The sequence below is a fragment of the Candidatus Pelagisphaera phototrophica genome, from assembly GCF_014529625.1.
GTDB classification, from domain to species: Bacteria; Verrucomicrobiota; Verrucomicrobiia; order Opitutales; family Opitutaceae; genus Pelagisphaera; species Pelagisphaera phototrophica.
In genome coordinates this window covers 3,221,580-3,234,536 of record NZ_CP076039.1, presented here as the reverse complement: position 1 = coordinate 3,234,536, position 12,957 = coordinate 3,221,580, and the positions used below count along the sequence as shown (strand labels likewise).

Genomic DNA, 12,957 nt, shown 5'->3' with positions numbered 1-12,957 from the left:
TTCTCCTTGATCCACAATTATGTAAAAGGAACCGAGGTTCACCAACTAGAAATTCTATCCTTGGCTAATGAAGAAGTAAGTTCTAAGCTGCTTCTTTCAATTGATATCAATAAAATTACCCCAATCTTTTTACCTTATCTTTTTGCCCTCGTTTAGGAATACGTTTTCCGTCAATTAAATTCGTCCGATTTTGTCCCAAATTATGCTGATTTGAGTAATCGAGCGATTTGCCGTCTAAAGCTTGATCTGAAACGGTAATAATGGAATCACTGAGTCAAACCTAGATCTAGTTTTCCCGAAATCTGCGAGATCCCAAAAATGAAAGAAATAAACCCACTGTCCTGTAATCGGCCCTATCCCTTGATTCGTTTGACGAGTCTAATTTTTGCGACTATCGCTGCCTTGTCGAGTGATCTGGCTTTTGGCACTGCAGGCGATCGTCCCAATATTGTTTTTATATTCTCCGATGATCACTGCCAACAGGCATTGAGCGCGTATGACCCCGAGCGTATTACGACGCCAAACATGGACCGACTGGCGAAAGAAGGGATGATGTTCAATCGTTGCTATGTGACGAATGCCATTTGTGGACCCAGTCGGGCGGTGATTCAGACGGGAAAGTACAGCCACATCAATGGTTTTGCGGTAAATGGGATTGTTTTTAATGGCGACCAGCAGACGTTTCCCAAGCTTCTCCAAAAAGAAGGCTACCAAACCGCGGTAGTTGGCAAGTGGCACCTGGCATCAACCCCGCAGGGATACGACTACTTTGATGTATTGGTAGGACAAGGACCTTATTACAATCCGCCTATGAAAACGACGGATGAGAATGGGAAAGTGGTAACCCGTGAACATACGGGATACACTACGGAGATAATCACGGAAAAGACGCTCGATTGGCTGAAGAACGATCGCGAGGAGGACAAGCCATTCATGTTGATGTACCAGCACAAGGCGCCGCATAGAAATTGGGAACCCGCTCCTAAGTACTTAACTTGGTTGGACGATGTCACGGTCCCCGAACCGGAAACGCTCTACGACGACTATGCGACCCGCGCTTCACCGGCCTACAATCAGGCGATGGAGATCAAGGCCCACCTCAACGATAGGGATCTAAAGTTGACGCAACCTCGGAATTTCACCCCGGAGCAATTGGCTCAATGGAATGCCGCCTATGGACCGAAGAACGGGGCCTACCTCAAGGCGAAGCCTAATTTGTCTGAGAAGGAAATCATGCAGTGGAAATACCAGCGCTACGTAAAAGACTATCTGCGTTGTGTGAAATCCGTGGACGACGGCATTGGAGAAGTACTTGATTACTTGGATGAGTCCGGTTTGGCGGAAAATACGGTTGTCATTTACGCCTCGGATCAGGGTTGGTATCTAGGTGAGCATGGTTGGTTTGACAAGCGGTGGATGTATGAAGAGTCGCTCAAGACACCGTTGCTTGTTCGTTGGCCGGGGCAGACGAAGGCGGGATCGGTGAACAGTGACATTGTATCCAATTTGGACTTTGCTGAAACCTTTTTGGAGTTGGCGGGAGTAGCGATACCGAGCGATATGCAGGGCGAAAGCCTCGTGCCAATTTTGAAAGGAAAAACGCCCAGGAACTGGCGCGACACGTTTTACTACCACTACTACGAGTTTCCGGGTGGCCACAGTGTGGCTCGGCATTACGGCGTTACTAATGGAAAGCAAAAGCTTATCCATTATTACCAGACTGGTGAGTGGGAGTTGTTCGACATCGAAAAAGATCACAACGAATTGAATAATGTGTATACGAATCCTGAATATGCCAGTATAGTCAAATCGCTTGAGAAAGAACTCGGTCGTTTGAGGGATCAATATGAGGTTCCTGAGGAGGATCCTGATTTTGTAGAAATGAAGCGCCAAGCTCGGGAACGGAATCGAAGAGGAGGGGCGTGAATAGAATAGAGTGTAACAGGCCTCCTGCCTGTTGCCTCGAGTTGGTTAATCGGCTAGAAGCCGGTTCTATTTTTATTGGGAATTCCACTTGAAAATAGTTGGACCTTGCAGAGGATGTTCTTCTTTCCCAAATACTCCTCCCCCTCACTCAACCGCTATCCCCTTATGAATGACGAAATAGAGAACAAGAAGCTCTTCTCTGCCTGTTTTATTGCCCTAGTCGCGACCTCTTTCTTTTTTGGACTAAGAACGGTAGTCGTCGGTGAATTGGTCAACGAGTTCGGCTTTACCCAATCCGAAATTGGGCAGATCCTCGGAGTCGGTCTATGGCCATTTGCCTTTAGCATCATATTTTTCAGTCTGGTAATTGATAAAGTTGGATACAAGGCCACTGCCTACTTCGCCATAGTGGCCCATACCTTGGCAGTAATAGGGACCGTATATGCGGTCATCAACAAGTCCGCTTCGGGACTTTACTGGAGTACCTTTCTAGTAGCAATCGCTAATGGTACCGTTGAGGCCTTTATCAACCCCATAGTGGCGACGATCTACAACAAGGAAAAGTCGAAGTGGCTAAATATATTGCATGCGGGCTGGCCTGCGGGTCTCGCTTTAGGCGCTGTGGCGGCTTTGTTTCTAGGCGGATTGAGCCTAACGGTGAAGTTCGGCGTATGCCTCATTCCGGTATTGATATACGCGGCTATGATTGCGAAGCGCCGTTTTCCCGTGCAGGAACGGGTAGCCGCTGGCGTGAGCTTCCGTGACATGTTGAGGGAAGTGGGAGCAGTGGGATTCTTTATAATCGCGTGGCTCACTGTGATGGGTATTATTCAAGTAGCGAACACGCTCCTGGCGGAACCGCTAACCATTTCTGTGGGCATCACTTTAGTGATTGCATTGGTAGTAGCGATAGGGGCCTACCTTTTTACGGGAGCCCTTGGCAATTGGATGTTCGTGCTGATCCTCGTTACGATGCCCTTTCTTGCCACAACAGAGCTGGGCACGGATGGATGGATGGCTTCACTTCTGGAAGCCGATTTCCCGAAGGCCGCGGGTTGGATTTTTGTGATGGTCTCTATCATCATGACTATTCTGAGATTTTATGCCGGCCCTATCGTTCACAAGTTTTCCCCGATTGGCCTTCTCGTGCTAAGCGCCGGTCTGGCGGTTGTGGGTCTGCTGTTCCTAGGATTGGCCCCGGCGGGGATAATGGTAGTTGCCGCGATTGTGTACGCGTTTGGAAAGACCTTTCTCTGGTCGACAACATTGGGAGTGGTGTCAGAACAGTTTCCTCGTGGCGGTGCACTGACCTTGAATGGGGTTTCAGCGGTTGGGGTCCTTGGTATGGGAATATTGGGTACGCCTCTGATGGGGCTCTTTCTTGACGAAGGAATCGATGCTGACTTGAGGGAACAAGAGCCGGCGTTGCATGCGATTGTTGATGGGGGGATCCGCTCAGGGATGTTTGGCGAGACCCCCAGTTTGAATATGGCTGCGGTGGACGCTCTCGACAGCGAGAACGCCGCCAAATTAGGGGCGATCGTCAATACCAACAAAAAGCGGGCCTTTTTCCGACAAGCGATGCTTCCTGGATTCCTTTTTGTTTCCTACTTGGCCTTGTTTCTCTACTTCAAGTCCAAAGGGGGGTATAAACCGGTCAGTCTAGATTGATGTAGAGCAAGCGTCTAAACTGGATAATTGAAACTATGAGATTAATACTAAGTATTATCTTTTCCCTGTACGCCTTAGCTGCGCTACAAGCCGCAAGTTTGAAGGATTCCCGCCCCAATATCATCCTCGTGATGACAGATGATCAGGGGATGGGTGATTTGAGCTGCCTGGGGAATCCGGTATTGCGCACACCGAACCTCGATCGCTTTTATGGATTGTCGACGCGCTTCACTGAGTTTCACGTGAGCCCGACCTGTGCCCCTACTCGTGCGGCGATGATGAGTGGGCGACATGAGTTTAAGAACGGTGTTACTCACACGATCAAGGAGCGGGAGATCATGGCACTTTCGAGCACGACGATTCCAGAGCTGTTAAGCCAGAACGGCTACGAAACCGGGATTTTTGGGAAATGGCATCTAGGGGATGAAGACGCCCATCAACCTTATAATCGTGGGTTTACGGAAACCTTTATTCACGGAGCAGGCGGAATTGGGCAAGCCTACGAGGGAAGCTGCGCTGATTTTCCGCCCAATAAGGATGACCGCTATTTCAATAATGTAATTTTGCACAACGACACCATTGTACAGACGAAAGGCTTCTGCACGGACATCTTCTTTAAAGCGGCACTGGGATGGATTCGAGAGATGGATGAGACGGGTAAGCCATTCTTTGCTTACATAACGCCAAATGCGCCCCACGGTCCCATGATTGCTCCGGAAAGTTATGCCAAGCGATTTACCGACTTGGGCTACGATAAAAACACGGCGGGGCGCTACGGGATGATTGAGAATATCGATGACAACTTTGGCATCCTTATGGATAAGCTCGATGAGTGGGACCTGTGGGAAGATACGCTGGTCATCTTTATGACCGACAATGGTCAAGCAGGTCGCTCCGCCACGTTGAATGGTGAGAAGGTAAGCCTGTTCACGGCAGGATTTAAAACGGGCAAAGGCTCTCCTTATGAGGGAGGAACCCATGTGCCGGCATTTTGGCGGTGGAAAGGGAAGCTTGGGGAGGGCGTAGACATCAAGGCCCTCACGGCACACGTCGATCTTTTCCGAACATTTGCCACATTATCCGGAACGTCGATTCCTGCTGGTATTCAAAAATTGGACGGAAGAGACATGATACGTCTAATGAATAATCCAAACGCGGATTGGGCTGATAGGCACTTGTTCATCCACAAGGGCCGTTGGGAAAAGGGAGAGGATCCGAATTTGAGCAAGTTTACAGATTGCGCGGTCCGGACCGAGCGGTGGCGATTCGTAAACAATAGAGAACTCTATGATATTTCGAACGATCCCTACGAAAAGAAGGATGTTTCAGGCCAGTATTCAGAAGTCGTGGCTCAGTTGAGGTACGTCTACGATGCTTGGTGGGAGGAGACTCTGCCGCTAATGGTGAACGAGGGTCGTCCATACACCAAAGAACAACCGCAATGGGTGCGCTATGAACAACAGAAGCGGGATCGGGGAATACCTGATTGGAACGAACCGGACATCTAAAGTTCAAAGATCAAGGCTTAAGGGGGAATTCTTAACTATCAAATAGCGAAGGTATGAAGGTTGTCCTATCTGTTTTTTTCACAATCCTCGCAGTGCCAGTATTCGCTGCAAAACCGAATATTATTCTCTGCATGGCGGATGACTTGGGTTGGGGGGATGTAGGGTTCAATGGTAATGAAACGGTCATTACGCCAGAGCTCGACCGGATGGCTAAGGCGGGAATGCGGTTCGAACGCTTCTATGCGGCCGCCCCGGTTTGCAGTCCGACGCGAGGCTCTGTGCTTACGGGGAGGCACCCCTATAGATATGGAATTCCCACAGCGAACCAGGGCCATTTGAAGCGAGATGAGATAACATTGGCGGAAGTTCTAAGAGACCATGGCTATGCCACAGGGCATTTTGGGAAATGGCATTTGGGGACCTTGGCTCCGGACTATTCTGGGAAGAAGGGAAGGAATCCGGAAAAGAACTACATGACCCCGGGTATGTCCGGATTCGACGAATGGTTCAGCACTGAGTACTCGGTTTCGACCTGGGACCCCTACGACCCTAAGAATGCTCATAACGGAATCACAGACCCAAGAGTGTTGTTTTTCCACAATGGACGAAATATTGAGGATGGTCCTACTGAAGGATTGGTGGGGGACACCGCACGAATGGTCATGGACAAGGCTTTGCCTTTTATTGAAGAGGCGATTAAGGAGGATGAGCCCTTCTTCGCGGTCATCTGGTTTCATGCGCCTCACTTGCCTGTAGTCGGCGGCCCAGAGTTCTTGGCCATGTATCCAGATTTAGATGAAAATACCCAGCACTACTATGCAGTCATCACCGCCGTGGATCGTCAGATGGGGCGTTTGCGAAATGCCCTGAGAGAATTGGGAGTCGCGGAGGATACCATGCTTTGGTTCGCTGCGGACAATGGGCCGGAAGGAAATCCCGGTAAAAAGGGCCGTTCTCAAGGAACTGCAGAACCGTTTCGGGGGCGAAAACGCTCGCTCTATGAAGGAGGGGTTCGTGTTCCTGGCCTGCTGGAGTGGCCAGAAAAAGTTGTGGAGGGTAGTGAGACATCAGTTTCTGCAGTGACGAGCGACTACTTCGCGACTGTATTGGATGTGCTTGGGTACACGCTGCCAGAAGAGAAGCGTAGACCTTATGATGGTGTGTCCATCGTTCCACTCATTGAAGGAAACGCTACCCGGCGATTGTTCCCGATTGGATTCCAAGGGCATGGAATGGCTACCCTAAATGACAATCGCTTCAAATTGGTTCACAATCCTGGAAAGAAAAGGCTTAAGAGCGATAATGGAACGGCTCCTGTAGTGGAGTGGGAGCTTTATGATTTGGACAATGATCCCAGTGAGTCGAAAAATATTATCGACGAGCACGCAACGATCGCGGCCGAAATGCGAAAGCAACTCGAGGAGTGGCAAGAATCGTGCGAAGCTAGCAATAGAGGTGAGGATTACTAGGCCACCTGGACGAATCAGATGTTCTTAGCCTTAGAATCAGCTCGTGGTCGAGACCTCAAATACAGATAAATTGGTCTAAGGTTGATTGGCCCAGGCGTTCGACCAAACAATTGAGAGAGTTTTCAGTATTTGTGGTCCCCGATTGACCGCGAATTTTTAATGCCTTGCACTAATCCGTCCCAAAGAAATATTTCATCCTATGCACCTCAATAAGCTATCCCGTTTCTTCAGCCCTTTTTTAGTGGCGTTTTCGTTTGTTGCGTTTGCCTATGCCGCAGACAAGCCCAATGTCGTTTTCGTCATTACAGACGACCAAGGTTATGGAGATATCTCGGCTCACGGTAATCCCATTCTTGAAACTCCAGCAACGGATGTGCTTTATGGTGAGTCGGTTAGGCTGACGGACTACCACGTGACTCCCACTTGCGCTCCAACAAGAGGGGCCCTCATGAGCGGGCACTATACGAATCGAGCGGGCCCTTGGCACACGATTATGGGTCGATCCTTTTTGCGTGTGGGTGAATTGACTTTTGGAGATGTGTTTCTGGATAACGGATACGCTACTGGGATGTTTGGCAAATGGCACCTGGGAGACAATTATCCTTATCGTCCCGAAGATCGTGGATTCTCTGAAGTCGTGCGCCACGGCGGAGGTGGAGTTGGGCAAACACCTGATTTTTGGGATAACTCTTATTTCGATGACACCTACTTTCACAACGGTAAACCCCAGAAATACAAAGGCTACTGTACGGATGTTTACTTTCAGGAAGCGCAGCGTTTTATCGAAGAAAGTGTTAAGAAAGATAAGCCCTTTATGGCCTATATTTGCACGAATGCCCCACACAGCCCTTTTCATTGCCCGGAAAAATACTGGAAGCCATATGTGGAAAAAGGCCTGTCGGAGCGGGAAGCGATTTTTTTTGGAATGATCGCCAACATCGACGAGAATGTCGGGGCGATGCGCGAATGGCTCGATAAGAAGGGCTTGGCAGAAAACACGATATTTATTTTCACAACCGACAATGGTACAGCTAGCGGTGAAAATATCTTCTCCGGTGGCATGCGGGGTAAAAAGGGAAGTGAGTATGATGGGGGGCATCGAGTTCCCTTTTTTCTGCATTGGCCCGCGGGCAATCTGACAGAAGGCCGGGATGTGGGGCGACTCACTGCTCACATCGACATTCTTCCAACCTTGATCGAATTGTGCGGATTGAACGGCCCGATGGACTACAGCTTTGATGGGCGGTCATTAGTACCTTTGATTTACCAAACCCCAACCAGTTGGCCGGACCGTATTATAATTACGGATTCGCAGCGTGTTCGTGATCCGATCAAGTGGCGGAAATCTTCCACTATGACGGACCGTTGGCGTTTGATCAATGGAACGGAACTCTACGATGTGGAATCCGATCCGGAGCAGAAAACGGATGTTGCCAAGAGGAACCCTGAAACGGTCAAGCGATTGCGTGACGCTTATGATCGATGGTGGGCCAGCATTTCACCAGGATTTGTGGTTGATGAAAGAGTGGTACTAGGAAACAAGGCAGACAATCCGACACAATTGACGGCCCACGATTGGTTGACTGACAATGCTCTTTCGCCCTGGCATCAAGGATTCATTCGAGGTGCAAAGGAGGGCTCTGGATACTGGGCGGTGCGGGTAAAGGAAGCGGGTATCTACAAAATATCGCTCCGTCGCTGGCCTCGTGAGCTTCCCAGAGCAATAAATGACGATCTCGCCCCAGGAGATCCTGTTCCGGGCTTGACTGCCTTTAGGGAAACACCTGGAAAGGCGATCAACGCGACCCGAGCGACGCTGAATGTAGCGGACTATTACGAGGAAAAGACTGTCAAGAAGGGCGCGGAAGAAGTGACCTTTACGATGGATCTCCAGCCAGGAGACTTTAAATTGCGCGGGAACTTCATCACGGGGAAGCGGGAGGGTGAGTTTGTCAGTGCCTATTACGCGGTTGTCGAGAGATTGTGATTGGCGGGATTCTCGACTATCTGGCAGAAGCCTTTGAAGCCCATGTTGCTGGGATGGCCGAAAGGCTGGCTGGCATGATGGGCTTTGTTAGGTAGTCATCCATTCCTACTTAAAGTCACTTTGTTCGGTCGCCTTTTAGCTCATTGGAGGTCAGGGCGATAATGGGTATTTCAGTATTAGAATTTTGAATATTTGTTCTAATGTTTCTGCTTGCCTCATAGCTATCCGTTTTAGGTATCATACAGTCCACGAATATCAGATCTTAGTATGAAGCCAAGGACATGGAAACGGCTACTTGCCCGTTTAAGGCTTCGTCGACTTCGGACCCATTCTTCGACAAAAAGGCTTTGAGGACTTCCTGGTTTATCGCGTTTTCATCGACGATTAGAACGTGAGAACCCTTGTTTACTGTAATAGCAGGGTTGGGAGAAGGCTCGTCGACGGGCATATCCAATTTGTTAATAATGTTGGGTCCGTTCAAGCTACCAAAAAAGTATCCTATTATTGGGTATAGATATTGCTTTTTTGAAAAATTTATTTTTCTGGAGCTCCTTGAGCTAGCGAATAAAACTTCGCTTTTCCTCGTTTAGGACCTGGCCGATATAAGCCTCTTCGCGAAGTGTGCCAGAGATTTCTCGCGGAGTCGAATTCGAATCCGTTGATAGATGTATCCCCGATTCCCTTGAGATCGGGAAAGTGTCCCATTTCTGAACTCATGTATTGTGGTAAAGCTGTTCCAGTCTAGTAGCGTGCCATCTTGATATTCAATTCTTTCCTGTTATAGCCAAAGCAGCATAGACGGTTTTGAGTTGCTCCGTGAAGAGCGAACAGGGTTCGCCAGTTACGTTTCTTGATTAAATTAAGTACAACCAATTGAGTTTCGTAGCAAGTATTCGCTTGGCCTCGACCTGATGAGGTAAATAATGGGGTCTATGAAATACCTCCTCCCTGTTTTTTTCGTTATCTTCTCGATTCTGCCTGTCTACTCAGAAGATTCGTACATTGATTTAAAAGTAACTCATGGGCCAATACTTGGCCGGCCGAGTACGACGACAATGAGTATTTGGGTGCGAACCAATGTGCCGGGTGAGGTGTCAGTTCGCTACGGAACGGAGAAATTGAAACAGCTAATGGTTTCAGAGTTGGTAGAATCGCAGATAGAGAATGACAATACGGCAATTATTACACTTACCAATCTCTATCCAGACACGCTCTACTACTATACGGTCGACAAAGGGCTAGCGGGTTCTTTTAAAACGCTTCCAGACTCAAATGACTATGTGGATCCCGAGCACAATCCGAAAGGCTTGTTTAATTTCCAGTTTGAGTACACTTCCTGCATCAACCAAAACTGGGTCAGCAGTTTTGGTCCTAGTATGCCGTTGTATGATACGCTTAATGATCAGGTGACGGACAAAGTTCACTTCGCCATTGCCAATGGCGACTGGCTCTATGAGGAGGACAGAGACTTTCCGGCGTCCGCTTGGAAATCGCAGGTGCGGCTAAATCCTGAAGATGAGGTTCCGGAGATCGTGGATTTGGCTCCGGCGGTCGCCGGAGTATGGGAGAATTACAAGACCTACATGAATCGTGGGAGAAACATGATGGAATGGCACAGCAATGTGCCCAGCTTCTACACGTTTGACGATCACGAGCTTTTAAACGACATCTATGGAACGGGGGAAACGGGATACGTGAATCGACGGGCGGTCTTTCGCGATACCGCGGTCAAGGCCTGGTTTGACTATCTTGGTTGGGCAAATCCCGTGGCGCACACTCAGCAGGCGAAGTTCGGCAAAGCGCATCTGGAGGAGGGGAGTGATCTATTGTACGACCCAAACGCAAATTTTTCGAATATGGATTTGAATAACTATGCTAATCTCCATGTGCATTGGGGGAAGGAGACAGATGGCATGCGTGACATGTTTCTCGATACACAACCAGGTGATCCGAATGCCGGGGTGTACGACATTGTTGAAGTGTTGGACGCTCATCGCCTCCGAATATCACCTTCGGGAAGAGCGAATGGAGAAGCTAAGTACTCAGTCGGTCGCCGATCCTATGGCTCGTTCCGGGTAGCCAATTGCGAGTTCTTCATGCTGGATACGCGATCCCATCGCTCTTTGCACGATGTCAAGAATCCTGATAAAAAGGGTGCGACCATTTTGGGAAAGCAGCAACTGAATTGGCTTAAGGACACCATTAAGAACTCGGATGCGGACTTCTTTTTCATGGCTTCTTCGGTAGACTTCATGATACCCCACGTCGGAAGTGGAGGAGGGACGGACAAAAATCTAGACGTTGCCAAAGATGATGCGTGGACCGTCTTTCTTGAGGAACGCGAGGGTCTCATCGAATTCTTTGAAAATCAAAGCCCTAAACAGTTTTTTATGCTGACGGGAGACCTTCACAATTCTTTTGCCATAAAGGTGCTGAACAATGTTTGGGAGTTCGCTTCTGGGCCGGGCAATTCGGTTAACCATGTCCCTGCTGACGATGAGGGAGGTCGTCCCGCGAATGGAAAGTTCAAATACGGGCCGCGTGAATGTGATATTCGCTGGTCGACCTATGTCTATTCCGACATGCCGCGTCTCGAGCGGACTCATGCTCACTATTGCGTGGTGCAAGTAAACAACGTATTCAACGCTCCCTTGCAAAGGGGCGGCGAGCGCTGGGTTGCCTATCCTCATCCGCATGTGATATTTAAGTACTACGATGCCTTCACGGGCGAGTTCAAATACAGCGAGTCCATCGTAGTAGGAATGGAGAACTAAACGAGTACTCTTTCGGGTAGGGCTGACTATTTTTAGTCAGCCGCATTTTGATCTAGTAGGTTGACGAGTGGCGGCTGTTTAAGGATAAACAGCCTTACCGCAACTTCGTAATCCGACTATGTTCTGATTCTGGGATGATTAGGGAGACTCAAAAAAATGGGTGACCTTGAACTCATTATCAATTAACCCTTTTAATATGTCTCGAATCATCACCTATCTATTTTGTGCTCTATTTGTGGTCGAGTCCTTGGTTGCGGCTCAGGACCAGTCCATTCGACAGGCTCAGGACAAGCCCAACGTCGTCCTCGTCATGGCGGACGATGTGAGTTGGGAGGCCATTGGTTGCTATGGGGCAGAGGACTATCTAACCCCCAGAATCGACGAGCTAGCGTCGAAAGGGATACGCTTTAAAAACTGCTTTTCGACCCCGATTTGCACGCCGTCACGCGTGAAACTGATGACAGGTCAGTACAACTTCCGAAACTACACCCACTTTGGATATCTAAATCCGAATGATAAGACTTTCGGTCATCTGATGCAGGAAAACGGTTATAAGACCGCGATCGTGGGGAAGTGGCAGTTGAATGGGCTCTACAATAACCTGCCGGGATACGACGACAATATGCGTCCCGCCAAAGCGGGTTTTGACGAATTTTATCTTTGGCAGCTGACAACGGGAAAGGCTGGTGGTCTGGGTGGCGAGCGATTCTGGAACCCCCCGATCGAGACAAATGGGGAGTTTATCACGAAGGAGCAGAACGCAGGCAAATATGGACCTGATTTAATGACGGACTATCTGTGTGACTTTATGGAGCGAAATAAAGATGATCCGTTCTTTGTCTACTATCCTATGGTTCTCGTACATGACCCTTTTGTCCCGACACCAGACACAATTGGCGACGCTCCAAGAGACACCGCTAATGAGTGGGACAAGACCCGAAACAAAGAGCACTTTGTATCCATGGTGAACTACATGGACAAGCTTATCGGAAGAATTGCGGATAAAACAGAGTCGCTGGGGATCGCTGAAAATACGATCATTCTTTTCACCGCTGACAACGGAACCGGTGTGGGTATCACTTCAAACTGGAATGGTATGGAGATCAAAGGAGGGAAAGGTGGTCCTAAGAATATGGGAACCCACGTCCCCCTCGTAGCTTACTGGAAAGGGCAGACGTCTAAAGGTAAGGAATTGGATGACTTGGTCGATTTTACCGACTTCTACGCGACCTTAGCAGAAGCAGCGGGTGCGACCAGAGGGGATCGTGACCCGATCGATGGTCGAAGTTTCTTACCGCAGCTCAAAGGTAAGAAGGGGAATCTACGCGATTGGGTTTTCACTCACTATCAGGCCTATTGGAACAAAGTACCTGCTCAGTTTGCTCGGACCGAAAGGTTTAAGCTGTACCGGGATGGTAGATTCTATGAGGTGCCGAATGATTTGAAAGAGGCAAACGATCTCGCGATCGGGGAAGCGGGTGAGCGAACGGAGATGATTCGACAGCAGCTTCAAGCGTTTCTGGATGCAACCCCTCCCGCTCCAACTGTGAAAGGTCAACTGGACTCAGAGCATCGACCTATCTATCCTGATTGGCGAAATTTGGTGGATCCGAATGACTAGC

8 protein-coding genes are annotated in these 12,957 nt (G+C 49.0%); 7 read left to right on the top strand and 1 reads right to left on the bottom strand.

Annotated features, from left to right (window positions below; all coding sequences use genetic code 11):
- Nucleotides 1-318 precede the first annotated feature (318 nt).
- The 5 genes from GA004_RS13865 (at nt 319) to GA004_RS13845 (ending at nt 8,561) form a co-directional block, all read left to right on the top strand.
- The gene (locus GA004_RS13865; RefSeq protein ID WP_283394471.1) at nt 319-1,926 is read left to right on the top strand and encodes a sulfatase family protein; all 1,608 of its coding nucleotides are present in this window, start codon (nt 319-321) and stop codon (nt 1,924-1,926) included.
- A gap of 165 nt (nt 1,927-2,091) precedes the next feature.
- Entirely contained in the window at nt 2,092-3,597 is a 1,506-nt protein-coding gene (locus GA004_RS13860) for an MFS transporter (protein WP_283394470.1), read from the top strand.
- Between the two features lie 35 nt (nt 3,598-3,632).
- A complete protein-coding gene (locus GA004_RS13855; RefSeq protein WP_283394469.1) occupies nt 3,633-5,105 on the top strand; it encodes an arylsulfatase in 1,473 nt (490 codons plus the stop codon).
- 53 nt (nt 5,106-5,158) lie between these two features.
- Nucleotides 5,159-6,574 carry a sulfatase family protein gene (locus tag GA004_RS13850; RefSeq protein ID WP_283394468.1) on the top strand — a complete coding sequence of 472 codons (1,416 nt, stop codon included), beginning with the start codon at nt 5,159-5,161 and terminating at the stop codon, nt 6,572-6,574.
- Nucleotides 6,575-6,773: 199 nt separating this feature from the next.
- Nucleotides 6,774-8,561: an arylsulfatase gene (locus GA004_RS13845; protein ID WP_283394467.1), complete on the top strand. Its 1,788-nt coding sequence runs from the start codon at nt 6,774-6,776 to the stop codon at nt 8,559-8,561.
- 262 nt (nt 8,562-8,823) lie between these two features.
- Here the strand turns inward: GA004_RS13845 and GA004_RS13840 are convergent, their stop codons facing one another.
- Complete coding sequence (locus tag GA004_RS13840) at nt 8,824-9,009, bottom strand: response regulator (protein WP_283394466.1); 186 nt, start codon at nt 9,007-9,009, stop codon at nt 8,824-8,826.
- A 484-nt stretch (nt 9,010-9,493) separates the two neighbouring features.
- Between GA004_RS13840 and GA004_RS13835 the strand changes: the two genes are divergently transcribed.
- Nucleotides 9,494-11,335: an alkaline phosphatase D family protein gene (locus GA004_RS13835; RefSeq protein ID WP_283394465.1), complete on the top strand. Its 1,842-nt coding sequence runs from the start codon at nt 9,494-9,496 to the stop codon at nt 11,333-11,335.
- A gap of 196 nt (nt 11,336-11,531) precedes the next feature.
- Nucleotides 11,532-12,956, top strand: coding sequence for a sulfatase family protein (locus GA004_RS13830; protein WP_283394464.1), 1,425 nt, complete (start codon nt 11,532-11,534; stop codon nt 12,954-12,956).
- Nucleotide 12,957 lies beyond the last annotated feature (1 nt).